This is a genomic window from Brevibacterium sp. Z349TD_9 (assembly GCF_056173565.1).
This window is the reverse complement of sequence record NZ_CM149680.1, coordinates 2,844,930-2,869,648: the sequence shown is the minus strand read 5'-3', so window position 1 is coordinate 2,869,648 and position 24,719 is coordinate 2,844,930. Positions and strand designations below refer to the sequence as shown.

The following is a 24,719-nucleotide window of genomic DNA, read 5'->3' as shown; positions in this document are numbered from 1 at the left end:
AGGGCACCTGGTCACGGGGTCGGCACTGCCATGAGGAGGGCATCGACGACCTGGGCGCTCGTGATGTTCTCCGCGGCGGCCTCGAAGTTGAGCTGGATGCGGTGAGCGAGGACGCGGTGGGCGAGATCCTTGATGTCCTCGGGGATGACGTAGTTGCGCCCGCGGATCATCGCCAGCGCCCGCCCGGCGTTGGTGAAGGCGATCGAGGCGCGGGGGCTGGCCCCGTACTCGATGTAGGGGGCGAGGCGACCGAGGTACTTCTGCGTGTTGCGCGTGGCGTGGACGAGTTCGACGAGGTAACGAGTGATCGAGGGGTCGATGTAGATGGTGCGCGCGTAGCGCTGCATCGTCATGACGTCCTCGAGCGTGCACGAGGCCGCGGGCACGGAGTCCTTGTCGAAGACACCGGAGTCGAGGCGGGCGAGGATCTCGACCTCTTCGTTCGGGCTCGGGTGGGTGAGGAGATCCTTGATCATGAAGCGGTCGAGCTGGGCTTCGGGCAGCTGGTAGGTGCCCTCCTGCTCGATGGGGTTCTGGGTGGCCATGACGAGGAAGGGCCTGGGCAGGTCGAAGCGCTGTCCGCCGATCGTCGTCTGCCGCTCCTGCATCGCCTCGAGCATCGCCGACTGCGTCTTCGCCGAGGAGCGGTTGATCTCGTCGAGGAGGACGATGTTGGCGTGGACGGGACCGAGGACGGTGTTGAAGGAGCCTTCGCGGGCGTTGTAGATCTGCGAGCCGATGATGTCCGCCGGCAGCAGGTCGGGGGTGCACTGGATGCGGGAGAACTTCCCGTCGACGGCGTTGGCGAGGGCGGCGGCCGCCGTGGTCTTCGCGAGTCCGGGGACGCTCTCGAGGAGGAGGTGGCCGCCGGAGAGGAGGCCGATGAGCAGGGACTCGCGGAGTCGCTGCTGCCCGACGACGAAGTGGTCGAGATACGATTCGAGCCCGCTGAGGAGGGACTTCGCGTGGGCGATCTCCTGCGTGTTGGCCGGTGCCGTTGCCGTCATGCGCGTGCTGCTCTCTCGTGGTCGTCGTTGCTGTCGGTACCCAGCATAGGAGCGGACCCTGACACGTGACTGGGTGTTCTCGTGTCAGTACCGACACATAGTGTGAAGGTCCGGACGCAGTCGTCGACACGCCGGGCAACACGCCCACAAGGAATGAATTTTTCCTGTGGACAACGGTGGATAACCCAGCCCGGATCCCGACCCCGAATCGCTGTCTCGCCCGGAGTCGCGCGTGTCCGCGCTGGTGATCGAACTACACCGTTGTCGTTCACAGCCTGTGGACGACTGTGGAGGACTTCGGGCACAGGGTGTGGACGGTGCTAATCACACTGGTGTAACACTGGATATAGGGGTAGGCTCGTACCCGAACACAACATCTAGTGGTCATCGCCGGTCGCCTTGACAGTGATCCCTCCCACTCGGGAGGCCGCGTCGCCGGCATGGCCCACCCATCGGAAACACCCATCCAGCACAGAGACGAGGAGTCGCCATGATCACCGTGTACACCAAGCCCGCTTGTGTCCAGTGCAACGCCACCTACCGTGCGCTCGACGCCAAGGGACTGAAGTACACCACGGTCGACCTCAGCGTCGACGAGAACGCCCTCGACGTCGTCAAGGCCATGGGCTACATGCAGGCGCCGGTCGTCGTCACCGACAGCGACCACTGGTCGGGCTTCCGCCCCGACAAGATCGCCGCCCTCGCCGGCCAGCAGACGGCGGCCACCGTCGTGGCCTGAGATGCTCGTCGTCTACTACTCCAGCTCGTCCGAGTACACCCACCGCTTCGTGGGCAAGCTCGATCATCCCTCCCGCCGTCTGCCGCTGCTGACGAAGGATGAGACGCTGCTGGTCGACGAGCCGTTCGTGCTCGTCACCCCCACCTACGGTGCCGGTCCCAACCGCGGGGCCGTGCCCAAACAGGTGATCAAGTTCCTCAACATCGAATCGAACCGCCGGCACCTCGTCGGCGTCATCGGCGCCGGAAACACGAACTTCGGAGCCGAATACTGCAAGGCGGCGATCAAGGTCGCCGCGAAATGCCACGTTCCCCTGCTGTACCGCGTCGAACTCCTCGGCACCCCCGAGGAGGTCGCGGATGTGAACCTAGGATTGGACAAACTGTGCGAGAGCTCGCTGAAGACCGCAATGTAGAGGACATCATCCGCGAAGAGACGGACCTCGACTACCATGCGCTCAATGCCATGCTGAATCTCTACGACATGGACGGGCGGATCCAGTTCGAGCGGGACAAACAGGCTGCGCGCCAGTACTTCCTTCAGCACGTCAACAACAACACGGTCTTCTTCCACGATCTCAAGGAGAAGCTCGACTACCTCGTTGAGAAGGACTACTACGAGCCGGAGGTCTTGGAGCAGTACTCCTTCGACTTCATCGAGTCCCTGTCGAAGCGCGCGTACTCGCACAAGTTCCGCTTCCAGACGTTCCTCGGCGCGTTCAAGTTCTACACCTCGTACACGCTCAAGACCTTCGACGGCAAGCGCTACCTCGAGCGCTTCGAGGACCGCGTCGTCATGGTCGCCCTCTTCCTCGCCCGCGGGGACGAGACGCTCGCGACGCAGCTCGTCGACGAGATCATCACCGGCCGCTTCCAGCCGGCCACCCCGACCTTCCTCAACGCCGGGAAGAAGCAGCGCGGCGAGCTCGTCTCGTGCTTCCTCCTGCGCATCGAGGACAACATGGAGTCGATCGGCCGCTCGATCAACTCGGCCCTGCAGCTGTCCAAGCGCGGCGGCGGCGTGGCCTTCAGCCTGACGAACATCCGCGAGTCCGGTGCTCCGATCAAGAAGATCGAGAACCAGTCCTCGGGTGTCATCCCCGTGATGAAGCTGCTCGAGGACTCCTTCTCCTACGCCAACCAGCTCGGTGCGCGTCAGGGCGCGGGCGCGGTCTACATCCACGCCCACCACCCGGACATCTACAGCTTCCTCGACACCAAGCGAGAGAACGCCGATGAGAAGATCCGGATCAAGACCCTCTCGCTCGGCGTCGTCATCCCCGACATCACGTTCGAGCTCGCCAAGCGCAACGAGGACATGTACCTCTTCAGCCCCTACGACGTCGAACGCGTCTACGGGATCCCGTTCTCCGACGTCGACGTCACGGAGAAGTACGAGGAGATGGTCGACAACGCCTCGATCCGGAAGAAGAAGATCAACGCCCGCGAGTTCTTCCAGACGCTCGCGGAGATCCAGTTCGAGTCCGGCTACCCGTACATCATGTTCGAGGACACGGTGAACCGGGCGAACCCGATCGACGGCAAGATCATCATGTCGAACCTCTGCTCGGAGATCCTCCAGGTCTCCGAACCGTCGAAGTACGACGAGGATCTGGGCTACGACGTCGTCGGCAAGGACATCTCGTGCAACCTCGGGTCGCTCAACATCGCCCTGACGATGGACTCCGAGGACTTCGGGCGCACCGTCGAGACCGCGATCCGCGGACTCACCGCCGTCGCCGAGACCTCGGACATCCAGTCGGTGCCCTCGATCGCCCGAGGCAACGACATGTCGCACGCGATCGGGCTCGGCCAGATGAACCTCCACGGCTACCTCGCCCGTGAGCACGTCTACTACGGCTCCGACGAGGGCCTCGACTTCACGAACATGTACTTCTACACCGTCGCCTACCACTGCGTGCGGGCGTCGATGGAGATCGCGAAGGAGCGCGGCTCTGCGTTCGCCGGCTTCGAGCGTTCGAAGTACGCGACCGGTGAGTACTTCGACAAGTACATCGATGAGACATGGGAGCCGCGGACGGCGCGGGTCGCCGAGCTCTTCGCCGAGGCGGGCGTGCACATCCCCACCCAGGACGACTGGCGTGAGCTCAAGGCAGCGGTCGCCGAGCACGGCATCTACAACCAGAACCTCCAGGCCGTGCCGCCGACCGGGTCGATCTCCTACATCAACAACTCGACCTCGTCGATCCACCCGGTGGCCTCGAAGATCGAGATCCGCAAGGAGGGCAAGATCGGGCGCGTCTACTACCCGGCTCCCTTCATGGACAACGACAACCTCGAGTACTACCAGGACGCCTACGAGATCGGCTACGAGAAGATCATCGACACGTACGCCGAGGCGACGAAGCACGTCGACCAGGGCCTGTCCCTGACGCTGTTCTTCATGGACACCGCGACGACGCGCGACATCAACAAGGCACAGATCTACGCGTGGCGCAAGGGCATCAAGACGATCTACTACATCCGCCTGCGTCAGCTCGCGCTGCAGGGCACCGAGGTCGACGGCTGCGTCTCGTGCATGCTGTGACGCCGACCGACCGCTGACACCCCGCTGAACTGACGAACTAAGAAGAGAGAACACCTCCGTGGAAAACCTCACCCTGGCCTCACACGTCGACGCCATCAACTGGAACCGCGTCGTCGATCCGGTCGACGACGACGTCTGGGACCGCCTCACCGGCAACTTCTGGCTGCCGGAGAAGGTGCCGCTGAGCAACGACGTCCCCTCGTGGGCGACGCTGACCGATGAGGAGAAGATGCTGACGATGCGCGTCTTCACCGGGCTGACCCTGCTCGACACGATCCAGGGCACGGTCGGCGCGATCTCGCTCATCCCCGATGCGGTGACCCCGCACGAGGAGGCCGTGCTCACGAACATCGCCTTCATGGAGAGCGTCCACGCGAAGTCGTACTCGTCGATCTTCTCGACCCTGACCTCGACGAAGGAGATCGACGAGGCGTTCCGCTGGTCGCGGGAGAACACGTACCTGCAGCAGAAGGCCGACATCATCCTCAGCTACTACCGGGGTGATGATCCGCTCAAGCGCAAGGTCGCCTCGACGCTGCTCGAGTCGTTCCTCTTCTATTCCGGGTTCTACCTGCCGATGTACTGGTCGTCGCATGCGAAGCTGACGAACACCGCCGACCTCATCCGCCTCATCATCCGCGATGAGGCCGTCCATGGGTACTACATCGGCTACAAGTACCAGCGGGGACTCGAGTCGCAGACCGCGGAGCGCCGTCAGGAGCTCAAGGACTACACGATGAACCTCCTCTTCGAGCTCTACGAGAACGAGGTCTCCTACACCCACGAGCTCTACGATTCGGTGGGACTGGCCGAGGACTGCAAGAAGTTCCTCCACTACAACGCGAACAAGGCGCTGATGAACCTCGGCTACGAGGCGATGTTCCCCAAGGAGGTCACGGACGTCAACCCGGCGATCCTCGCGGCGCTCTCGCCCAACAGCGATGAGAACCACGACTTCTTCTCCGGCTCCGGGTCGTCCTACGTCATCGGCAAGGCCGAGAACACCCAGGACGAGGACTGGGACTTCTGAGTCGCTGACCCTCACAGCAGCGCGCTGCCGACTGGCGGCCCGGTCGATCGACCGGGCCGCCTCTGCTTTCTCCTTGACATGCGCGCCCACGCGGTTACGATCACGAGTACCCCCATGGCCGTCCCGTCTCAAGGAGGAATCGTGAACTCAGTGCAGTCGTTCAGCGAAGTGCCCGAGCCGGACCGGATGGAGCAGGCACAGGACCTCGACGACCCCGAGGGCGTCGTCGGCACGGAGCCCACGGGTGAGGACGCGCAGCCGACCGGATCGTTCCCCGCGGTCCGCGAGGCCGATGGCGCCGATGTGGCCGAACAGTCCGTCGAGGTCGGCCTCGACGACGAGGACCACCCTCAGACGTGAGCCGATTCAGTCGGTGATTCTTCGGCGTCCCGGGCTCGGCGTGCCGAGGCGACATCGTCGACGATGACGGCGATGTGGCGCACGCTCGTGATGAGCGCCCCGTAGAGCGGCCATGCCCGCTGCGGCAGCTCCTCACCGTCCGAGAGCTCCGCGGAGAGCTCGTCGAGGCGGGCGTGGATGGGAGCGACCTCGGCGTCGGGGTCGGCGACCGCCCGGCCGGCGTCGCCGACGATCGCAGCCCAGCGCTCGCGGAAGGTCTCGTCCCAGTCGCCGTCATCGTAGGTCGCTGCGTGGAGAGTGCGCGCAAGGTGGCGGACGTGGGAGACCCCTTCGTCGAGACGCTGGAGGATGTTCTCATAGCTGAGCTCGGCGACCTCCGAGGGCTCGTCGTCGTGCCGACGCAGCACCCGCCGCAGCGACCGCAGTCGGGTCCGGGGATTCGCCCGCCTGGACTCACTCGCCAGGTGTACCGTCTGCCACGCGGCGGAGAGTTCACCGCTCATCGATTCCGTCTCCGCGAACCAGACCCCAGCCCGATCAGTGTCCCAGGACACGGCGAATTCATCACCCATGTTCTCCAGCACCTCGCCGATGCGCCGGTTGACGCTGTCGATGTGCTCCGCCGCCTGCTGGTCGCGCATCGGTGGGACGATGAGGAAGTTCACCCCCACACCGACTCCGACGCCGATCGCGAGCTCGACGATGCGTTCGAGGAGGAACGGCTCCTGACTGTCGAATCCGCTGCCGAGGACGAAGATCGCCGTCGTCGCGATCGCGATGCCCTCCTCCCGGATCCACGGAAGACGGGCGAGGAGGACCCCGACGAGGAGGGCGAAGCCGAACGTCCAGAGGCTCACCCCGAGCCAGTTGCCGATGACGAAGGACATCGCGACCCCGGCGACCGAGGCGACCATCGTCTGCGCTCCGCGTGCGACCGAGCGGTGGATCGTCGCATGGACGGTGAGGAGTGCGGCCCACGGGGCGAGGAACGGCATCTGCGAGTCGAGGACGGCCACCGAAAGCCACCACCCGAGAGTGGCGGCGATGACCGTCTTGGCGACTTGGATGAGATCCGTGACCGTCTCGGGCCGTCGGAGGCGGTCGAGGATCGTTGCGAGAGAGGGTGTCACTAGGGTCGTCCTCGCTTCCTGGAAAGGGATTCTCGTGCCGGTCGAGACGAGTCGTGCGCTCGCCCGAAAAGACAAGGTACCTGTTCATTTTCGGGGACGCAAAGACGCCCGGATCATGATCCTCGAACAAGGAGGCACATGATCCGGGCGTCGTGGTCGGTGCCGGGGGAGCGGGCGCACTGCGTCAGACCCGGCAGTGCGCTGCTCCGCTCCGGCGGAGGCTGCGCTCAGGCAGCCAGCGGCGTGGTCTCACGCAGCGCCGAACCGGTGAACAGGACGGTGCGGCCGGTGGCGTCACTGATCGTGACCTCCCCGTGCTCCGTGCTGATCTGCGGGTCGATGAGGCCGGCATGCTCGACGGCACGCTGGACCCACTGTGGGAACTCAGACATGGGTTCCCCTCCTTTCTGTCGACGACAGGACAGGCAACGACGCCTGGGCCCTGTCGTGTGGTTGATGCGGCGATGGGTGGTCGCCGGAAGACGGCAGGATTCCTGCAACGGTCGTCGTCGCATTCTCCTGCGGGGTTCACCGTGATGCGGGTCGATCCCGACGGTGACGGGACTGCACTGCGAAGAGACACGGTGTCCGTGGTGGTTCGTCTCGGTCGGCGGCCGTCATGATCGGCCTGCCGTCTCCGTCGTCGCCCGGCCGATGCATGCCAGGGCGGTCACGGACGCTTCGAGCGCAAGTGACCAGAGTAGACCCTCCAAGCGTCGGGAGTCAAAACGACGCCTCAGCTCAGCGTGCGATGCCGTTTCCGCAGACGCCCCCAGAGCAGGATCGCTGCGATGAGGAGGACGACACCCCCGCCGAGGAGGACGAACGGCAGCACCCCGCCCCACGGAACCGAGGTCTCATTCCCGGCTGCCTCGGCAGACGGCGCGGCATCGGCGTCGGCGGTCCCGCCGGCGTCGCTGCCGCTGCCCGAGGCCGTGGCCGTCGGACTCGGCGTCGCCGCCGGTCCGACCGGCACCGTGGCCAGCGTCTCCGGGTTCGTCTGTGCGAAGTCCCATTCGAGGAGGTCGACGGCGGCCTGCCGGGAGTTGTTCTCCGACCCGAGCAGCGCGGAGACGACCCGTCTGCCGTCGCGTTCGGCCACGGCGATGTAGGAGCCCTTCGCGGCCTTCGTGTACCCGTTCTTCAGCCCGAGGCCGCCCTCGACCTGACCGACGACCTTCGTGTGGTTCTGGATCTCGTAGCCCTTGAACTTCTCCTTCGTCTCCGGGTTCGTCCCACCCGGGAACTTATACGTCTGCGTGCCGATGATCTCCATCAGCCGCTCGTTCTCGGTCACCGCCCAGGCGAGCTTCATCATGTCGGAGACCGTCGTGTACTGGTCGGGGTCGTCGAGGCCGGTGGTGTTGGCCGCGCGCGTGTTCGTCATCCCCAGCGACTTCGCCTTCTCGTTCATCAGCGCCACGGCCTTCTCCTGCCCGCCGGCGGCCCGACCGAGCGCATTGGCCGCATCGTTGGCGCTCGACATGAGCATCGCGTGGAAGAGGGTGTCGACAGTGTACGAGTTCTTCTGCATGAGCCCGACCTTCGTCCCGTCGATCTCCATGTCCTCGAACGTCGCTTCGACCTTCTGCTCGGGGTCATTGAGGACGTCGACGAGCGCGAGCGCCGTGAGCAGCTTGATCGTCGACGCCGGCGCATGCCGGACATCGATGTTCTCGGCCACCTGCAGCTCCCCGGAGTCGAGGTCCCCGACGAGCCATGCGGTGCCGATCGGTGCCGGTGGCTTCGTTCCGTCGCCGAGGTCGGACCGCGTGACGTAGATCTTCTCCCCCTTCTCGGTCGGCTCGGGCTGAGCATGCGAGGTGCCGGGGGAGAGGACGAGCTGTGTGAGGACGAGGAACAGCGTGAGGATCGCGGCGGTGACGGCGCGCGGGCGCGAGGCGGCAAGGACACGCGGGGCGCAGCGAACGGTCGGAGAAGCAGAGCGCATGCCGACCAGTGTACGGATCCTCGGTGTCGCCGATCCTCAGGTTTCGCATCCCCGAAGCGACGGGGAAACCGACGAAGGCGGCCGTGCCTGTGCACGGCCGCCTCGGCGGGGGATCCGGTCGATCCCAGGGGGATCCGACCGATGCCGGATCAGCGCTGGATCAGAACGCGCGCTGGAGGATCGCCTGCTTCACCTCGGCGATGGCCTTGGTGATCTCGATGCCGCGCGGGCAGGCATCGGTGCAGTTGAACGTCGTGCGGCAACGCCACACGCCTTCCTTGTCGTTGAGGATCTCGAGGCGCATGTCGCCACCCTCGTCACGCGAGTCGAAGATGAAGCGGTGCGCGTTGACGATCGCGGCCGGACCGAAGTACTGGCCGTCGGTCCAGAACACGGGGCACGACGAGGTGCACGAAGCACAGAGGATGCACTTCGTCGTGTCGTCGAAGGCCTCGCGCTGCTCAGCAGACTGCAGGCGCTCGCGCGTGGGCTCATGACCGGAGGTGATGAGGAACGGCATGATCTCGCGGTACGACTGGAAGAAGGGCTCCATGTCGACGATGAGGTCCTTCTCGAGCGGAAGGCCCTTGATCGCCTCGACGGTGATGACCTTGTTCGTGTCGAGGTCCTTGAGCAGGGTCTTGCAGGCCAGGCGGTTGCGGCCGTTGATGCGCATGGCATCGGACCCGCACACGCCGTGGGCGCACGAGCGGCGGAAGGACAGCGAACCGTCGATCTCCCACTTGATCTTGTGCAGGGCATCGAGCACACGGTCGGTGCCGTACATCGTGACCTTGTACTCCTCCCAGTGCGGTGCTTCGTCCGTCTCGGGATCGAAGCGGGCGATGCGGAAGGTGCAGTCGAAGGACGGGATCTCTCCCTGGTCTCCGCTCACATGCGAGGGGAGGTCGACCTTCGACGCCGGCTCCGGGGTGGTGGTTTCGGTGCTCATCAGTACTTACGCTCCATCGGCTGGTAACGGGTGACGACGACGGGCTTGGTCTCCAGGCGCATGCCCGGGATCCCTTCGGCCTCCGATTCCGGATCGAGGTACGTCATGGTGTGGTGCATGAAGTTCTCGTCGTCACGGTTCGGGAAGTCCTCGCGGAAGTGACCGCCGCGGGACTCCTTGCGGTGGATCGCTGCCACCGTGATGACCTCGGCGAGTTCGAGCAGGAAGCCGAGCTCGACGGCTTCGAGCAGGTCGAGGTTGTAGCGCTTGCCGCGGTCCTGGATGCCGACGTTGTCGTAGCGGGCACGGAGCTTCTCGATCTCCGCGAGCGCCTCGCGCAGCGTCTCGTCGGTGCGGAACACCTGGACGTTGGCGTCCATGATCTCCTGCAGGTCCTTGCGGATCGCGCCGATGCGCTCGGGTCCGTCGGAGGTCCGCAGGCGCTCGAGCACGGCGACCGTGTCGGCCTGAGGGTCCTCGGGCAGTTCGACCATGTCGGCGCCCTTGGCGTATTCGGCGGCGGCGATGCCCGCACGCTTGCCGAAGACGTTGATGTCGAGCAGGGAGTTCGTGCCCAGGCGGTTCGAGCCGTGGACGGACACGCACGCGCACTCGCCGGCGGCGAAGAGGCCGGGGATGACGGTGTCGTTGTCGGCGAGCACCTCGGAGGCGATGTTCGTCGGAATGCCGCCCATCGCGTAGTGCGCGGTCGGGAAGACCGGCACCGGCTCCGTGTAGGGCTCGACACCGAGGTAGGTGCGGGCGAACTCGGTGATGTCGGGCAGCTTCTCGTCGATGTGCGAGGGCTCGAGGTGGGTGAGGTCGAGGAGGACGTAGTCCTTGTTCGGACCGGCGCCGCGGCCTTCGCGGACCTCGTTGGCCATCGACCGGGCGACGATGTCACGCGGAGCGAGGTCCTTGATCGTCGGGGCGTAGCGCTCCATGAAGCGCTCACCCTCGGAGTTGCGCAGGATCGCACCCTCACCGCGGGCGGCCTCGGACAGGAGGATGCCGAGACCGGCGAGACCTGTCGGGTGGAACTGGAAGAACTCCATGTCCTCGAGCGGGATGCCGCGGTTGTAGGTCACGGCCATGCCGTCGCCGGTGAGCGTGTGGGCGTTCGAGGTGGTCTTGAAGACCTTGCCGACGCCGCCGGTGGCGAAGACGACGGACTTGGCCTGGAAGACGTGGATCTCACCGGTCGCGAGTTCGTAGGCGACGACGCCGGCGGGACGACGGACTCCGTCGACCTCGGTCATGACGAGGTCGAGGACGTAGAACTCGTTGTAGAACTCCACCCCGTGCTTGACGCAGTTCTGGTAGAGGGTCTGGAGGATCATGTGGCCGGTGCGGTCGGCGGCGTAGCAGGACCGGCGCACCGGTGCCTTGCCGTGGTCACGGGTGTGACCGCCGAAGCGGCGCTGGTCGATCTTGCCCTCGGGGGTGCGGTTGAACGGCAGCCCCATCTTCTCGAGATCGAGGACGGCGTCGATGGCCTCCTTTGCCATCACCTCGGCGGCATCCTGGTCGACGAGGTAGTCACCGCCCTTGACGGTGTCGAAGGTGTGCCACTCCCAGTTGTCCTCCTCCACGTTCGCCAGGGCCGCGCACATACCGCCCTGGGCGGCGCCGGTGTGGGAACGGGTGGGGTAGAGCTTGGTCAGGACCGCGGTGCGGGCCCGCTGGCCCGACTCGATGGCCGCGCGCATGCCAGCGCCACCGGCGCCGACGATGACGACGTCGTAGTGATGTACCTGCATGTTTCTCCTTTAGGCCTGGCAGAACGACGCGAGCAGCGCGGGGTCGGCTCCGGCAGGGCAGGGATCGAAGGTGAAGATGACGAGCGTGCCGAGCACGAGGATGACCGCCGAGGCGATGTAGAGGATGAGCTGGAGGCTCATCCGGGTGCCGGGCTTCTCGGCGTAGTCCATGATGATCGTGCGCAGGCCGTTCGTGCCGTGCAGCATCGCCAGCCAGAGCATGAGGAGGTCCCAGATCTGCCAGAACGGGCTCGCCCACTTGCCGGCGACGAAGCCGAAGTCGATCTGCTGGACGCCTTCGCCGGCCCAGAGGTTGACGAAGAGGTGCCCGAAGATGAGGATGACGAGCACGATGCCCGACAGACGCATGAAGAGCCACGCGAACATCTCGAACTTCGAGCGCGTGGACTTGTGGCGGGAGTAACCGGTGCGGGGCGCCGGAATCGATGTTGTGCTCATATCAGCCTCCGAACGTGTGCATCAGCTGGCGGGGCACGAACGCGACCATGACGATGAGCCAGAGGATCATGACCCCCCAGAACAGCTTCTTCTGGTTCTTCGGTCCGCCCTTGGAGAAGTCGATGAGGATGACGCGCAGGCCGTTGAACGCATGGAAGGCGATCGCGGCGACGAGGGCGATCTCCCCGAAGGCCATGATCGGCGTCTTGTACGTCCCGATGACGGCGTTGTACGCCTCGGGGGAAACGCGAACGAGTGCTGTGTCGAGCACGTGGACCAGCAGGAAGAAGAAGATTCCGACGCCTGTGACGCGATGCGCGACCCAGGACCACATTCCTTCTCCACCGCGGTACAGAGTGCTCGTTGACGCTTGGGCCACGGAGCATCCTCCATCTTGGATGAATCGACGATGTACAACATGAAACTACGCCCAACGCCCCGCAGTTGCCAGTCGGTCCGCCGCTGAGCGGGATGGATCACACCCAGACCCTGGCAGTTCCCTCACAGCGACTGATTCCGCGTGCTGGGACGGCGATTTACCGCATATTCATGTGCGGTAATTCGCGGCCCGGTGCGCTCGGGTTCTCCTCACCCCGACACGGCGGAGAACTTCGCAGAGGCGGTGCCCGGACTCTGAGACACTGAGGGGGTGAACACGCACTTCCACGCCATCATCCCCGCGGGCGGATCCGGAACCCGGCTCTGGCCGCTCTCCCGCAAGGCATCCCCGAAGTTCCTCCACGACGTGCTCGGCACCGGACGCAGCCTTCTCCAGTCGACGTGGGATCGGGTCGCCCCGCTCGTCGGCGATGACAACGTCTGGGTCGTCACCGGTGAGAGCCACCTCGACCAGGTCGCCGAGCAGCTGCCCGAACTGTGCCTGAGCCGCATCGTCGCCGAGCCTTCGCCGAAGGACTCCGCCGCGGCCATCGGATTGGCGACCCTCCTCATCGCGAAGACCGACCCCGAGGCGATCGTCGGCTCGTTCTCCGCGGACCACTCGATCACGAACGTCGACGAATTCCGTTCCGTCATCGAACAGGCCTGCGCAGCCGCGGAGACCGGTGACATCGTGACCGTCGGCATCATGCCCCGGAACCCCGCGACCGCCTACGGCTACATCAAGACCGGCAGTCTGCTCGGCATCCCCGGCGCTCCCACCGCCCGCCGGGCGCTCGCGTTCGCGGAGAAGCCGGCCGCGAGCACGGCCCGCCGCTACGTCGACTCCGGCCGCTACCGCTGGAACGCCGGCATGTTCATCGCCAAGGCCTCGGCCCTCCTCGAGATCCTCCGGACGGAGGACCCGACCCTCTTCGAGGGCCTGTCGCAGATCGCCGAGGCGTGGGACACGGAATCCCGTGACGCCGTGCTCGCCGAGGTGTGGCCGGGCCTGGAGAAGCGCGCCATCGACTACGTCGTCGCCGAACCCGCCGCCGAGGCCGGTCGCGTCATCGTCATCCCCGGCGACTTCGGCTGGGACGACGTCGGCGACTTCGACTCCGTCGCCCGGCTGCGTCAGCCCGTGCCCGGCGAACCGCGCGGGGTCATCTCGATCGGCGGGTCCTGCGACCTCCTCGAAGTCGACGCCTCGGGCGTCGTCTTCTCCGAGCAGCCGCGCACCGTCGCCATCGTCGGACTCGAGGACCTCGTCGTCGTCGACACCGAGGACGTCCTCCTCATCACCTCCCGCTCACATGCCCAGGACGTCAAGAAGGCGGTGTCTCTGGCCGGTGAGCGCGGCCTCGACGACCTGCTCTGAGCCTCACTTCGGGCTCTGCGCCCAGAGGTCGGGTCCGAAGACCTCGTAGTGGATGCGCTCGGCGGGCACGCCTTTGTCGATGAGCGCGAGCCTCGTCGCCTGCATGAACGGCAGGGGACCGCACATGAACACCTCTGCCTCGGCGGGCACGGCGATGCCGCTGAGGTCCATGAAGCCGCTGCGCGCGGGGTGGAGGGTCGGAGCCTCGGTCGCGCCCTCCTCGTACCAGTTGAGCGCCTGCGCATCGGTCATCGCGAGGATCTGCCGGCGCAATCCGGCGTAGAGCGCGTGATGGGCGTGTGAGCGGTCCGCGTGGTAGAGGCGCACCGTGCGGTCGGGCTGGCGCCGCGAGAGGTCCTCCATGATCGCGGCGATCGGGGTGATCCCGATGCCCGCGGAGACGAGGACGAGCGGAGCGTCGGACTCGCCGAGGACGACGTCGCCGGCCGGCTGCGAGAGCTTGAGGACGGTGCCCGGCTCGGCATTGTCGAACAGCCAGCCCGAGACGACACCATCCGGCGCCCCGCCGACGCCGCGGACCCGCTTGATCGTCACCCGCAGCGAGTCCCCACGGGGACCCGAGGAGATCGTGTACTGCCGCGGCTGGGTCGAACCGTCGGGGAGCTCGACGAGGATCGCGACGTACTGACCGGTGCGGTGGCTCGGCACCTCGCCGGAGACGGGGGCGAGCAGGAGGGAGAAGACCTCGTCGGATTCGTCGAAGCGCTCGACGACCCGGTAGTCGCGCCACGGGTGCTCGGGATCCGTGCCGCCCTGCGCGTAGAGCCTCGCCTCCTCGGCGATGAGGGCCGTGGCGAAGAGCCAGTACACCTCGTCCCACGCGGCGGCGACCTCGTCGGTGACGGCATCGCCGAGCACGGTCTTCACCGCGCCGAGCAGGTACTTGCCGACGACGAGGTACTCCGAGGCCCTGATCCCGAGCGAGACGTGCTTGTGGGCGATCCGATTGAGCACCGGGGTGAAGTCGGGGGCGTCGGGGTCGATGAGCTGGACGGCGAAGGCGACGACCGAGGCCGCGAGGGCCTTCGGCTGCTCGCCGACGGCCTGATTGGCGGTGTTGAAGATGTTGAGGAGCTCAGGGTGGGCCTCGAACATCGAGGGGTAGAACACCGAGGTGATCTCGTCGGCGTGCGCGGCGACGACGCCGGCCGTGGCCGCCACGATCTCGTGTGACTGCGGGCTGAGCTGCATGGGGATCCTTCGTCAGGGGGCGGTTCGTTGGCTCCAGGGTGGCAGCGGGGCGCGCAGCATGCTTGGGCTTCGACCGTGTTTATTCGGCCGTGACCGTCCGTTCGGCGCTGTGACCACAGCCGTTGTCCCACTTTTCTACGCGGCGTAGAATAGTGGTGCGTTCGACGCCGAGGAACAGGATGCCGCCATGCCGCGCAGGACCACCGACTACAGAGGACTCACCGAGCCCAACCGAGTGCGCCTCCTCGGCGCCGTCCAGGAGCACCCCGACCGCTCCCTCAAGGAGCTCGCCGAGGCGGTCGGCCTCCACGTCAACACCGTCCGCGACCACCTCGGCGTCCTCATCGCCGAAGGCCTCGTCAGCTCCCGGCCCCGGCCCTGCGGTACCCGCGGCAGACCCCCGACCGTCTACCGGGCCGTCGACGATGCGCAGATGAACCCGGCGGCGCGGAAGCGCATCGATGAGGCCCGCCGCCTCGGTCCGGTGCTGCGGCGGATCGGCATGTCGTGCCGGCCACAGCGGGTGCGCGACCTCGGCGAGGACGCGGGAGACCAGTTCGAGACCCTTCTCGAGCACCTCGACGACTGCGGACTCGAACCCGTCGCCGACGAGACCGAGCTGCGCGTCTCGCTCGCCGCGTGCCCGCACCTCCAGCTCGACGGTGACGAGCGGACCATGGCGTGTGCCGTCCATGCGCGGCTGCTCCGCGACATCCTCGCCCAGGTCCCCGGGCCGCTGACGATCGACGAGGTCGAACCGTTCCTCACCCCGGACTCCTGCGAACTCCGCCTCCTCGCCGCCCGCACGAGCGCCCAGACCGCCTGAGGGGCGCGGCTGGGGAGGGAGCGAAGTCACCGAACGTGTCGAATTTGGTCACGAGGGGTCCAAACCCGCGCGCCAGTGTCTAGCATGGCCTCAATGTCACTCAACCCCGATCCCAGCACAGCGATCCACGACGGAGAGCCTCCCAGCGTCGCAGGCACCCGGTCGCGCGCGAATGCCGCTGGCTCCCAGCAGCGCGTCACCGCCGACGCGACGGCTGCCGCCGACGGCGCCGCAGCGGCGACTCCCGCGAGCGTCATCGCCTCCACGATCGCGGAGATCGGCCCCGAGCTCATCGACTTCCGCCGCGACATCCACTCGCATCCGGAGCTCTCCTTCCGGGAGTCCGCGACGACGGACAAGCTCGTCGCCCGCCTCGAGGCCGCGGGACTGACCCCGGTCCACCTCGAGGGAACAGGGCTGATCTGCGACATCGGTGAGGGACCCATCGCGCTCGCCCTGCGCGCCGACATCGACGCCCTGCCCATCGACGACCTCATCGCCGAGGAGTTCGCCTCGACCGTGCCCGGGGTCGCCCATGCGTGCGGACACGACGTCCACCTCACCGGCCTCCTCGGCGCCGGCATCGCCCTGCAGCGGGCCCACGAGAGCACTCCGGGCGGCCTCGGGGGACGGGTGCGCCTGATCTTTCAGCCGGGCGAGGAGGTCACTCCGGGCGGGGCGCTGCGCGTCATCTCCCAGGGCGTCCTCGACGACGTCCCCGAGATCTACGCCGTCCACTGCGACCCCAACGTCGACGTCGGCCGGATCGGTTCGCGCATCGGGGCGATCACCGCCGCCGGCGACACCGTCCTCATCCGGCTCACCGGCCACGGCGGCCACACCTCGCGGCCCCACCTCACCGAGGACCTCGTCTACGCGCTCGGCAAGCTCGCCACCGACCTGCCCTCGACGCTCGGTCGTCTCATCGACCCCCGGCATGCGATCTCGCTCGTCTGGGGTGAGATCAGCGCCGGCCACGCCGCCAACGTCGTCCCCTCCGAGGGAGTGCTGCGCGGAACCCTGCGGTGCCTCGACGTCGACGGCTGGAACCAGGTCGCCGAGGTGCTGCCCGACCTCGTCGAGCGCATCGCCGGCCCGTACGGGGTCAAGGTCGAACTCGACCACCGCCGCGGCGTCCCCCCGGTCGTCAACACCGAGGACCAGGTCGCGCTCATCGAAGCGGCCGTGCGGGCCGAACTCGGAGAGCACTCCGTGCAGCTGACCCCGCAGTCGATGGGCGGGGAGGACTTCGCGTGGTACCTCACGCACGTTCCCGGGGCGCTCGTGCGCATGGGCACACGCACGCCCGGGGGCACCACCTACGACCTCCATCAGGGCGACCTCCTCATCGACGAGGACAGCGTCGCGATCGCTGCGCGCATCTTCACGGCCACCGCGCTCAGGGTCCTCGACTCGAAGCGGTGAGGCGGGCGGCACTCAGGCCCGCCCGATAACCTGGAGCGATGAGAACGAACCTCGCGACCCGGGCCGCCGGTGCCGCCCTCGGCGTGCTCAGCCTCCTCGGGGTGAGCGCGTGTGCGGTGTCGACGCCCGAGGCGGTCGCGGACCCGACGACCGGATGCATGATCTCGGCCCCTGCCGGCTTCGACGACCACTCCGCCGGAGCCATCACCCTCGCCGAGATCGAGCTCGCGCGGGCGGCGGGACTCTTCACCGCGACCTCGAGTCAGCGGGTCTCGAACTCCTCCGCCACCTCGGCGGCCCTGCAGCGAACGACGGGGGAGGCGTGCACGCTCACGACCGTCGTCGGACCCGGCGGCGCGAGCGAACTCGCCGACTTCGCCCGAGGCAACCCCGACGGCCTCTTCCTCGGCATCGCCAGCGGGCACGAGGACTTCCCCGACAATGTGCTCAGCCTCGACTTCGACCTCGTGCCGCCGGCGTTCATCGCCGGCTACATCGCGGCCACGGCGAGCGAATCGGGTGAGGTCTCCGCGTTCGTCTCCCGCGGATTCCCGCAGGCCGAGCAGATCCTCACCGCCTTCGACGCCGGTGTGGCCCTCTACAACAAGGAGTCCGGCGACGAGGTCGAGGACGTCACCTCGTACCGGGAGTCGCGGATCGCCGGACGCACCGTCGACGACACCGACGGCGGCGGCCGCGACTTCTTCGAGTCCGCGCGCAGAGCCGACGCCGATGTCGTCGTGCCCTTCGGCTCGGCTGCAGCGATGGGGGTGCTCGCCGCCGTCACCGAGGAGCGCACCGCCGCGGCCACTGCCACCCCCGACCCCGAGGGCGAGGGTGAGGAGCCGGTGCTGCCGAAGATCATCTGGTACGGCGCCTCGGGCGACTTCAGCGACGCGATCATCGCGACGATCGAACCGAACATCCGCCGCGGGCTGCGGACGATGTTCCCCGAATGGCCGCAGAGCAAGAATCCCGACGAGGTCGTCGAACCCGGTCCCGAGGACCCCGCCGAGATCAACGGCATCCTCGTCACCGAGCACGAGTACAAGGGGACGATCGACAACGGCGGAGTCGGCATCTCTGCCGAGGACGGGTTCCTCAGCCGCGTCTCCGACGCCGGGCGCAGCATCGCGGATCTGCGCGAGCGGATCAAGAGCGGGGACATCGACCCGACCGCGGGGTAGCGTTCCCATGCTCCTCCCGGCCGGCAGCCGATAGACTTGCCCCGTGCATAGAACTCCCGCCGGCGTCGCCCACGACGACCCGATCCTCCAGCTGCCCAAGGTCTCCCTCCACGACCACCTCGACGGTGGTCTGCGACCGGAGACGATGATCGAACTCGCCGAGGCGGTCGGCCATGAGCTGCCCGCCACGGATCCCGAGGCGCTGGCCCAGTGGTTCGCGGAGTCCGCGAACTCCGGTGACCTCGTCCGCTACCTCGAGACCTTCGCCCACACCACCGCGGTGATGCAGACCCGTGAGGGCCTGATCCGCGTCGCCAAGGAGTGGGTGCTCGACCAGGTCGCCGACGGAGTCTTCTACGCCGAAGCCCGGTGGGCACCCGAGCAGCACCTCGCCGGCGGCCTCGACCTCGACGACGTCGTCGACGCCGTCCAGGAGGGCCTCGACGCCGGTGTCGCCGAGGCGTCGGCCGACGGCCGGTTCATCCGTGTCGGTCAGATCATCACCGCGATGCGCCAGGCCGACAACTCGATGGCGATCGCCGAACTCGCCATCCGCCACCGGGAGAAGGGCGCGGACTCCGGCGTCGTCGGCTTCGACATCGCCGGCCCCGAGAAGGGCTTCCCGCCCTCGGCCCACCTCTCGGCCTTCAACGCCCTCCACCAGGCCTACGTGCCGGTGACGATCCACGCCGGTGAGGCCGCCGGGAAGGAGTCCATCCACGAAGCGGTCACGGTCTGCCACACGCAGCGCATCGGCCACGGCGCGCGGATCGTCGAGGACATGGACATCGTCGACGGTGAGGGCCAGCTTGGCAGCCTCGCCGCATGGGTGCTCGACCAGCAGATCCCCCTCGAACTCTGCCCGAGCTCGAACCTCCAGACCGACATCGGCGGCACCATCGCCTCCCACCCGATCACCGGGCTCAAGGACCTCGGCTTCGCCGTGACGATCAACCCGGACAACCGCCTCATGTCGGGCACATCCGTGACCCGGGAGATGCGCCTGCTCGTCGACGAGGCGGGCTGGACCCAGACCGACCTCGAGTGGGCGACCGTCAACGCGATCACCGCGGCCTTCCTCCCGCTCGACGTGCGCGAACGCATGCTCGACGAGATCCTCATCCCCGGATTCGCGCGGGTGACCGTGTGAGGCCGGCGGACGCAGGTGGGGCGCCCGGGTCTCCGGATCCGGACGGTCACGGTGTGCCCACCCCGCGGGCGATGCTCCTCGTCGTCATCGTCCTCGGTCTGCAGGCGCTCGTGCTCATCGGCACCGCGATCTCGTTCGTCGTCACCGCGCTGGGCGCCGGGGCGCTCGCGAGCTCACTCATCGGCCTCGCGGTGATGTTCCTCATCTTCGCCGCCGGACTCCTCGCCGCGGCGCGGGGATCGTGGCGGCTGCATCGGTGGGCGCGGCCCGCGGCGATCGCCTTCGAGCTCCTCGTCATCGTCTTCGGCATCAGCGTCATCGGCGGATCACTGTGGCTCGGCCTCGGATGCCTCATCACTGCGATCGCCGTCATCGTCGGCTACTTCACCCCGCCGGTCGTCGACGCCTACAACCGGGCGCTCGCGTAGCAGGGGCGAGGCGGCTCACTCCGGCGACTCACTCGTACGAGGTCGACGTCACTGACCCAGGTAGGCCCCGCATGCCTCGGTAAGGTAGTCGCCGGCGACGTCGCCCTCTTCACCGAGGCTCCGCGCGGTCATCTGGATGCCCCACCACACCTGCGGGGACGCACCCCACTGCTGGCGGAACTCCTCGCGCTTCGACGGATCCGCGGAGAGGTCGTCGGCGGCCAGGGAGATCCGCTCCTGGGCGTCGTCGGCCGTGCACCGGGCCTCGTCGTCGGGTCCCTGCGGATCGAGTTCGGGGATGTCGTCGGAGTTCACGGTCGTGAGCGTGTACGCGGACTCGCCGATCTCCTCGACGTCGAAGAGTCCGTGGATGAGGACGAACGGGGCCTTGTCCGTCGTCACGTTGCCCGCATCGAGGGTGACGCTGACGCTGTTGGGGCTGTCGGGGGTGACGGTGACCTCGCCGGAGTCGGGGAGGTCCGGGTTGGCCGTGTGGACCCACGTCTTGAGGTAGGCCGGCTTCTTCTCCGCGGCGGCCTGCGCCAGGCCCTGCCACAGCGGGTCGGACTCCTTCGCTCCGCCGGGGGAGGAGTCGACGACGGAGATCTCCGGTGCATCGTCTGGCGTGGCGATCGGAGTGACCTCCTCGGGACTGACCGAGGGGCGCGGCTGGGGCCGCGTCTCCGTCGAGGTCGGCACGCAGGCGCTCGTGGTGAGGACAGCGGCAGCGGTCAGGAGGGCAAGGGAGCGAAGGCGCATGGTTCCTCGAACGTCGGAGTCGTGTCGGACATCAGCTCCAGCCTATGCCGACGGGCCGTCCGGGCCCGGCGGGACGCGCCGATCTCAGCGCCCTGTGGGGTCTCTGTGTCCTGTGTGGACCCGGCGTCTGTCGGTGCTCAGCGTCCCCTGAGCTCGCGCAGACTGCGCCTCTGCACTCCGGCCTCGTCGAAGTTCGCCGGATCGAGCCATGCGGCGAACCCCTTCCGCAGCTGCGGCCATTCGGAGTCGAGGATCGAGAACCATGCGGTGTCCCGGTTGCGCCCCTTGACGACCATGTGCTGGCGGAAGACCCCTTCGGGAGTGAAGCCGAAGCGCTCCGCCGCCCGTTTCGAGGGGACGTTGGCGTCGTTGCACTTCCATTCGAAGCGGCGATAACCGGAAGCGAAGACCGCGTCGGCGAAGAGGAAGAACGCCTCGGTCGCCCCGCGGGTGCGCGCGAGGTCGGGACCCCAGAGGATGTTGCCGATCTCGATGACCCCGTTGGCCGGATCGACGCGCATGAGCGCCTGGCGTCCCACTGCGCGTCCGGTGGCGCGGTCGACGACCGCGAAGAAGAGGGGATCGGGCGAGGCCGCGACCGTGGTCAGCCAGTCGGTGAACTCACCGCGATCGGTTGGTGGGACCTCCGGCAGATAGGCGAAGTGCTCCTCGGCTCCCTCGGCAATCGAGGCCTCGAAGAGGTCGTCGCCGTGACGGAGGGGATCGAGCGGTTCGAGGTCGACGATCGTGCCGTGGATCGTCTCCCGCCGAGGCGGCGCCACCCCGGTCCAGTCGCGCAGGGACCCGGCGGTCGCCTCGGCGGGGTGGAGCACCTCGGCGGGATCTGTCGGGTCGGTCATCGTTCAGTCCTCGTCGCCGTCGAAGCCGGTGGAGAGCTCGCGCAGGAGTGCGGCGAGCTTGCGCCGTCCCGCGGGGGTGAGGCCGGCGAGGATGTCGCGCTCCTTGACGAGGAGGTCGGCGAGTGCCGAGTCGACGGTCGCGCGTCCGGTCTCGGTCAGGCGCACGAGCACCCCGCGGCGATCGGCAGGATCGGGGAGGCGTTCGACCCAGCCGGCGGTGACGAGGCGGTCGATGCGGTTCGTCATCGTCCCCGAGGTCACGAGCGTCTCCTGGAGCAGCGTGGAGGGGGAGAGCTGGTAGGGCTCGCCGGAGCGGCGCAGGGCGGAGAGCACGTCGAAGGCCCAGCCCTCGATGCCGTACTCGGCGAAGCTCGACTTCCGTGCCCGGTCGAGCTGACGGGAGAGCCGAGTCACCCGGGAGAGGATCTCCATGGGGGAGACATCGAGGTCAGGACGCTCGTGTCGCCACGCAGCGACGATCCTGTCGACCTCATCCATGATCCGATTTTACGTCCAGATCAAGAATCTTGACGACCAAGATTCTTTTTCGCGAGACATTCCTTACGTACCGGGCCTGCGAATTTGGTTGCTCGAGTGCGGTTGGGAATAAAGTGGTCTGTGGTTGTTGCATCCGTCAACGCTCTTGCGGGGCCAAAAGACCCCGCACGAATGCTGGGTGAGAACGCCCTGCAGACGAAACGAAGGAAGACACGTGGATCTTTTCGAGTATCAAGCACGTGACCTGTTCGAGAAGCACGGGGTGCCCGTGCTCAAGGCTCAGGTCGCCACGACACCAGAAGAAGCGAAGAAGGCAGCCGAAGACCTGGGCGGCGGCGTGGTCGTCGTCAAGTCGCAGGTGAAGATCGGCGGCCGCGGCAAGGCCGGCGGCGTCAAGGTCGCGAAGAATCCTGACGAGGCGGAAGCGCGTGCCAAGGAGATCCTCGGTCTCGACATCAAGGGACACATCACGAAGAAGGTGATGATCGCCGAAGGTGCGGACATCGCCGAAGAATACTACTTCTCCGTCCTCCTCGACCGCTCCAACCGCACCTACCTCGCGATGTGCTCGAAGGAAGGCGGCATGGAGATCGAGCAGCTCGCGGTCGAGCGTCCCGAAGCGCTTGCGAAGATCCCCGTCAACGCGATCGACGGGATCGACGAGGCCAAGGCCAGGGAGATCGCCGAGGCTGCCGGCTTCGATGCCGAGACCGCTGCGAAGGTCGCCCCCGTGCTCGTGTCCCTGTGGACCGTCTTCGAGAAGGAGGACGCCACCCTCGTCGAGGTCAACCCGCTGGTCAAGACCGGTGCCGGTGACATCATCGCCCTCGACGGCAAGGTCTCGCTCGACGAGAACGCCGACTTCCGCCACCCCGACCACGAAGAGCTGCGCGACATCGACGCCGAGGACCCCCTCGAGCTCAAGGCCAAGGAACTCGACCTCAACTACGTCAAGCTCGACGGCGAGGTCGGAATCATCGGCAACGGTGCGGGCCTCGTGATGTCGACCCTCGACGTCGTCGCCTACGCAGGCGAGAAGCACGACAACGTCAAGCCGGCGAACTTCCTCGACATCGGCGGCGGCGCCTCGGCGGAGGTCATGGCCAACGGACTCGACGTCATCCTCGGCGATGACCAGGTCAAGGCTGTCTTCGTCAACGTCTTCGGCGGCATTACCGCCTGCGACGAGGTCGCCCGCGGCATCGTCAAGGCCCTCGAGATCCTCGGCGACCAGGCGACCAAGCCCCTCGTCGTCCGCCTCGACGGCAACAACGTCGAAGAGGGACGGGCGATCCTCGCCGAGGCCGCTCACCCGCTCGTCACCCAGGTCGACACCATGGACGGTGGAGCCGACAAGGCCGCCGAACTGGCTGCTGCGAAGTAAGGAAAGGTCTCCATACCCATGTCAATCTTCCTGAATTCCGATTCGAAGATCATCGTCCAGGGCATCACCGGCGGCGAGGGCACCAAGCACACCGCGCGCATGCTCGCGGCCGGCTCGAACGTCGTCGGCGGCGTCAACGCCCGCAAGGCCGGCACCACTGTCAAGCACGTCGACAAGAACGGCGATGACATCGAGCTTCCCGTCTTCGCGACCGTCGCCGAGGCGATGGAGGCCACCGGTGCCGACGTGTCCGTCGCCTTCGTCCCGCCCGCGTTCTCGAAGGACGCGGCGATCGAGGCGATCGACGCCGGCATCGGCCTGCTCGTTGTCATCACCGAGGGCATCCCGGTCCAGGATTCGGCCGAGGTCTGGGCGCGTGCCCAGGCGGCCGGCAACAAGACCCGGATCATCGGCCCCAACTGCCCGGGCATCATCTCGCCCGAGCAGTCGCTGGCCGGCATCATCCCCGCGAACATCACGAAGAAGGGCAAGCTCGGGCTCGTCTCGAAGTCGGGCACGCTCACCTACCAGATGATGTACGAACTCCGTGACCTCGGCTTCTCGACCGCGATCGGCATCGGCGGTGACCCGGTCATCGGCACCACGCACATCGACGCCCTCGAGGCGTTCGAGGCCGACCCGGAGACCGAGGCGATCGTCATGATCGGCGAGATCGGCGGAGACGCCGAGGAGCGGGCCGCCGCCTACATCAAGGAGAACGTGTCGAAGCCGGTCGTCGGCTACGTCGCAGGCTTCACCGCTCCCGAGGGCAAGACCATGGGCCACGCCGGCGCCATCGTCTCCGGCTCCTCGGGCACCGCACAGGCGAAGAAGGAAGCCCTCGAGGCCGCCGGTGTCAAGGTCGGCAAGACCCCGACCGAGACCGCCGAACTCATGCGCGAGCTCCTCGCCGGCAAGTGACCCGCTGACGCCCGGCCGCTGAGACCGGGTCGTCGCGCTAAGCACTGCGAAGCCCGCCTCCGATCATCGGAGGCGGGCTTCGTGCCGTCCGCACTCGCCTCAGCCCCTTCATCCCGCACCCGCAGCGCCATGTCATACCCGTAGCATCACGTCATACCCGGAGCGTCGCATCATCCCGGCAACTCTCCACGCCGCACCCGCAGCGCTGAAAACACCCGGTGCACGGGTAGTACTTGATGCTCCAAGTGCGGAATCCGCAGCTGCACACCCTCATCACCGCCGGCAGCACCCCTCATCTCTGAGAGCCGACTGGGCAGAATTCGTGTGCAAGTTGTGATCATCGTGTCCAACTTGTAATGTTTCGCTTTGAGTCCC

At 67.1% G+C, this 24,719-nt stretch carries 25 protein-coding genes; 13 read left to right on the top strand and 12 right to left on the bottom strand.

Annotation, left to right across the window (positions count from 1 at the left end):
- Positions 1-11: 11 nt before the first annotated feature.
- A complete protein-coding gene (locus tag AC0VYB_RS13405) occupies positions 12-1,007 on the bottom strand; it encodes an AAA family ATPase (protein ID WP_009379514.1) in 996 nt (331 codons plus the stop codon).
- A gap of 490 nt (positions 1,008-1,497) precedes the next feature.
- Between AC0VYB_RS13405 and nrdH the strand changes: the two genes are divergently transcribed.
- The 5 genes from nrdH to AC0VYB_RS13380 all read left to right on the top strand — a co-directional run bounded on the left by nrdH (position 1,498) and on the right by AC0VYB_RS13380 (position 5,683).
- On the top strand, positions 1,498-1,746 hold the full coding sequence (nrdH, locus tag AC0VYB_RS13400; protein ID WP_009379512.1) for a glutaredoxin-like protein NrdH: 249 nt from the start codon (positions 1,498-1,500) through the stop codon (positions 1,744-1,746).
- A gap of 1 nt (position 1,747) precedes the next feature.
- On the top strand, positions 1,748-2,161 hold the full coding sequence (gene nrdI / locus AC0VYB_RS13395) for a class Ib ribonucleoside-diphosphate reductase assembly flavoprotein NrdI (RefSeq protein WP_009379509.1): 414 nt from the start codon (positions 1,748-1,750) through the stop codon (positions 2,159-2,161).
- Positions 2,047-4,293 (top strand): class 1b ribonucleoside-diphosphate reductase subunit alpha, encoded by a 2,247-nt coding sequence (gene nrdE / locus AC0VYB_RS13390; RefSeq protein WP_179952599.1) that lies wholly within the window; start codon positions 2,047-2,049, stop codon positions 4,291-4,293. Before nrdI ends, nrdE begins: the two co-directional genes overlap by 115 nt.
- Positions 4,294-4,351: 58 nt before the next feature.
- Complete coding sequence (gene nrdF, locus AC0VYB_RS13385) at positions 4,352-5,323, top strand: class 1b ribonucleoside-diphosphate reductase subunit beta (RefSeq protein ID WP_009379500.1); 972 nt, start codon at positions 4,352-4,354, stop codon at positions 5,321-5,323.
- 141 nt (positions 5,324-5,464) lie between these two features.
- A complete protein-coding gene (locus tag AC0VYB_RS13380) occupies positions 5,465-5,683 on the top strand; it encodes a hypothetical protein (RefSeq protein WP_009379498.1) in 219 nt (72 codons plus the stop codon).
- Here AC0VYB_RS13380 and AC0VYB_RS13375 read toward each other — a convergent pair.
- The 7 genes from AC0VYB_RS13375 to sdhC form a co-directional block, all read right to left on the bottom strand.
- A complete protein-coding gene (locus AC0VYB_RS13375) occupies positions 5,674-6,813 on the bottom strand; it encodes an FUSC family protein (RefSeq protein ID WP_009379496.1) in 1,140 nt (379 codons plus the stop codon). The two genes, AC0VYB_RS13380 and AC0VYB_RS13375, sit on opposite strands and share 10 nt — an antisense overlap.
- A gap of 227 nt (positions 6,814-7,040) precedes the next feature.
- Positions 7,041-7,205 carry a hypothetical protein gene (locus AC0VYB_RS13370; protein WP_156491127.1) on the bottom strand — a complete coding sequence of 55 codons (165 nt, stop codon included), beginning with the start codon at positions 7,203-7,205 and terminating at the stop codon, positions 7,041-7,043.
- A gap of 344 nt (positions 7,206-7,549) precedes the next feature.
- Positions 7,550-8,764, bottom strand: coding sequence for a D-alanyl-D-alanine carboxypeptidase family protein (locus tag AC0VYB_RS13365; RefSeq protein WP_009379494.1), 1,215 nt, complete (start codon positions 8,762-8,764; stop codon positions 7,550-7,552).
- A gap of 160 nt (positions 8,765-8,924) precedes the next feature.
- Positions 8,925-9,716: a succinate dehydrogenase iron-sulfur subunit gene (locus AC0VYB_RS13360; RefSeq protein ID WP_009379493.1), complete on the bottom strand. Its 792-nt coding sequence runs from the start codon at positions 9,714-9,716 to the stop codon at positions 8,925-8,927.
- A complete protein-coding gene (gene sdhA, locus AC0VYB_RS13355) occupies positions 9,716-11,476 on the bottom strand; it encodes a succinate dehydrogenase flavoprotein subunit (protein ID WP_009379491.1) in 1,761 nt (586 codons plus the stop codon). Before sdhA ends, AC0VYB_RS13360 begins: the two co-directional genes overlap by 1 nt.
- Before the next feature lie 9 nt (positions 11,477-11,485).
- Positions 11,486-11,935, bottom strand: coding sequence for a succinate dehydrogenase hydrophobic membrane anchor subunit (locus AC0VYB_RS13350; protein ID WP_009379489.1), 450 nt, complete (start codon positions 11,933-11,935; stop codon positions 11,486-11,488).
- Between the two features lies 1 nt (position 11,936).
- Positions 11,937-12,314, bottom strand: coding sequence for a succinate dehydrogenase, cytochrome b556 subunit (gene sdhC, locus AC0VYB_RS13345; RefSeq protein ID WP_009379486.1), 378 nt, complete (start codon positions 12,312-12,314; stop codon positions 11,937-11,939).
- 270 nt (positions 12,315-12,584) lie between these two features.
- Between sdhC and AC0VYB_RS13340 the strand changes: the two genes are divergently transcribed.
- Complete coding sequence (locus AC0VYB_RS13340; protein WP_009379484.1) at positions 12,585-13,694, top strand: mannose-1-phosphate guanylyltransferase; 1,110 nt, start codon at positions 12,585-12,587, stop codon at positions 13,692-13,694.
- Between the two features lie 3 nt (positions 13,695-13,697).
- Here the strand turns inward: AC0VYB_RS13340 and AC0VYB_RS13335 are convergent, their stop codons facing one another.
- Positions 13,698-14,906, bottom strand: a complete 1,209-nt coding sequence (locus AC0VYB_RS13335; RefSeq protein ID WP_009379482.1) for a globin domain-containing protein — start codon at positions 14,904-14,906, stop codon at positions 13,698-13,700.
- 187 nt (positions 14,907-15,093) lie between these two features.
- Here AC0VYB_RS13335 and AC0VYB_RS13330 point away from each other — a divergent pair, with 187 nt between their 5' ends.
- The 5 genes from AC0VYB_RS13330 to AC0VYB_RS13310 all read left to right on the top strand — a co-directional run bounded on the left by AC0VYB_RS13330 (position 15,094) and on the right by AC0VYB_RS13310 (position 19,922).
- Positions 15,094-15,732, top strand: coding sequence for a helix-turn-helix domain-containing protein (locus AC0VYB_RS13330; protein WP_009379480.1), 639 nt, complete (start codon positions 15,094-15,096; stop codon positions 15,730-15,732).
- 93 nt (positions 15,733-15,825) lie between these two features.
- Complete coding sequence (locus AC0VYB_RS13325; protein ID WP_009379478.1) at positions 15,826-17,157, top strand: amidohydrolase; 1,332 nt, start codon at positions 15,826-15,828, stop codon at positions 17,155-17,157.
- A 38-nt stretch (positions 17,158-17,195) separates the two neighbouring features.
- A complete protein-coding gene (locus AC0VYB_RS13320; protein ID WP_009379476.1) occupies positions 17,196-18,344 on the top strand; it encodes a BMP family ABC transporter substrate-binding protein in 1,149 nt (382 codons plus the stop codon).
- Positions 18,345-18,387: 43 nt separating this feature from the next.
- Positions 18,388-19,494 carry an adenosine deaminase gene (locus AC0VYB_RS13315; protein ID WP_009379474.1) on the top strand — a complete coding sequence of 369 codons (1,107 nt, stop codon included), beginning with the start codon at positions 18,388-18,390 and terminating at the stop codon, positions 19,492-19,494.
- A gap of 53 nt (positions 19,495-19,547) precedes the next feature.
- Positions 19,548-19,922: a hypothetical protein gene (locus AC0VYB_RS13310; RefSeq protein ID WP_223289954.1), complete on the top strand. Its 375-nt coding sequence runs from the start codon at positions 19,548-19,550 to the stop codon at positions 19,920-19,922.
- Positions 19,923-19,970: 48 nt separating this feature from the next.
- Here the strand turns inward: AC0VYB_RS13310 and AC0VYB_RS13305 are convergent, their stop codons facing one another.
- The 3 genes from AC0VYB_RS13305 to AC0VYB_RS13295 all read right to left on the bottom strand — a co-directional run bounded on the left by AC0VYB_RS13305 (position 19,971) and on the right by AC0VYB_RS13295 (position 22,039).
- Entirely contained in the window at positions 19,971-20,681 is a 711-nt protein-coding gene (locus AC0VYB_RS13305) for a hypothetical protein (protein WP_009379470.1), read from the bottom strand.
- A gap of 137 nt (positions 20,682-20,818) precedes the next feature.
- On the bottom strand, positions 20,819-21,541 hold the full coding sequence (locus AC0VYB_RS13300) for a GNAT family N-acetyltransferase (protein ID WP_009379469.1): 723 nt from the start codon (positions 21,539-21,541) through the stop codon (positions 20,819-20,821).
- A gap of 3 nt (positions 21,542-21,544) precedes the next feature.
- Positions 21,545-22,039 (bottom strand): MarR family winged helix-turn-helix transcriptional regulator, encoded by a 495-nt coding sequence (locus tag AC0VYB_RS13295; RefSeq protein WP_009379468.1) that lies wholly within the window; start codon positions 22,037-22,039, stop codon positions 21,545-21,547.
- 214 nt (positions 22,040-22,253) lie between these two features.
- Here AC0VYB_RS13295 and sucC point away from each other — a divergent pair, with 214 nt between their 5' ends.
- Together sucC and sucD are read left to right on the top strand one after the other, a co-directional pair.
- Entirely contained in the window at positions 22,254-23,423 is a 1,170-nt protein-coding gene (gene sucC, locus AC0VYB_RS13290; RefSeq protein ID WP_009379467.1) for an ADP-forming succinate--CoA ligase subunit beta, read from the top strand.
- An 18-nt stretch (positions 23,424-23,441) separates the two neighbouring features.
- Positions 23,442-24,344 (top strand): succinate--CoA ligase subunit alpha, encoded by a 903-nt coding sequence (gene sucD, locus AC0VYB_RS13285; RefSeq protein ID WP_009379466.1) that lies wholly within the window; start codon positions 23,442-23,444, stop codon positions 24,342-24,344.
- Positions 24,345-24,719 lie beyond the last annotated feature (375 nt).

Bases quoted from the DNA above. Each gene is read 5' to 3' on its own strand.
- AC0VYB_RS13305 (WP_009379470.1), bottom strand. From the start codon at position 20,681: ATGCGCCTTCGCTCCCTTGCCCTCCTGACCGCTGCCGCTGTCCTCACC.
- AC0VYB_RS13325 (WP_009379478.1), top strand. From the start codon at position 15,826: ATGTCACTCAACCCCGATCCCAGCACAGCGATCCACGACGGAGAGCCT.
- AC0VYB_RS13300 (WP_009379469.1), bottom strand. From the start codon at position 21,541: ATGACCGACCCGACAGATCCCGCCGAGGTGCTCCACCCCGCCGAGGCG.
- nrdH (WP_009379512.1), top strand. From the start codon at position 1,498: ATGATCACCGTGTACACCAAGCCCGCTTGTGTCCAGTGCAACGCCACC.
- nrdI (WP_009379509.1), top strand. From the start codon at position 1,748: ATGCTCGTCGTCTACTACTCCAGCTCGTCCGAGTACACCCACCGCTTC.
- AC0VYB_RS13365 (WP_009379494.1), bottom strand. From the start codon at position 8,764: ATGCGCTCTGCTTCTCCGACCGTTCGCTGCGCCCCGCGTGTCCTTGCC.
- sucD (WP_009379466.1), top strand. From the start codon at position 23,442: ATGTCAATCTTCCTGAATTCCGATTCGAAGATCATCGTCCAGGGCATC.
- AC0VYB_RS13405 (WP_009379514.1), bottom strand. From the start codon at position 1,007: ATGACGGCAACGGCACCGGCCAACACGCAGGAGATCGCCCACGCGAAG.
- nrdE (WP_179952599.1), top strand. From the start codon at position 2,047: ATGCCACGTTCCCCTGCTGTACCGCGTCGAACTCCTCGGCACCCCCGA.
- AC0VYB_RS13320 (WP_009379476.1), top strand. From the start codon at position 17,196: ATGAGAACGAACCTCGCGACCCGGGCCGCCGGTGCCGCCCTCGGCGTG.
- AC0VYB_RS13360 (WP_009379493.1), bottom strand. From the start codon at position 9,716: ATGAGCACCGAAACCACCACCCCGGAGCCGGCGTCGAAGGTCGACCTC.
- AC0VYB_RS13330 (WP_009379480.1), top strand. From the start codon at position 15,094: ATGCCGCGCAGGACCACCGACTACAGAGGACTCACCGAGCCCAACCGA.
- AC0VYB_RS13350 (WP_009379489.1), bottom strand. From the start codon at position 11,935: ATGAGCACAACATCGATTCCGGCGCCCCGCACCGGTTACTCCCGCCAC.
- AC0VYB_RS13295 (WP_009379468.1), bottom strand. From the start codon at position 22,039: ATGGATGAGGTCGACAGGATCGTCGCTGCGTGGCGACACGAGCGTCCT.
- sdhA (WP_009379491.1), bottom strand. From the start codon at position 11,476: ATGCAGGTACATCACTACGACGTCGTCATCGTCGGCGCCGGTGGCGCT.
- AC0VYB_RS13335 (WP_009379482.1), bottom strand. From the start codon at position 14,906: ATGCAGCTCAGCCCGCAGTCACACGAGATCGTGGCGGCCACGGCCGGC.
- AC0VYB_RS13370 (WP_156491127.1), bottom strand. From the start codon at position 7,205: ATGTCTGAGTTCCCACAGTGGGTCCAGCGTGCCGTCGAGCATGCCGGC.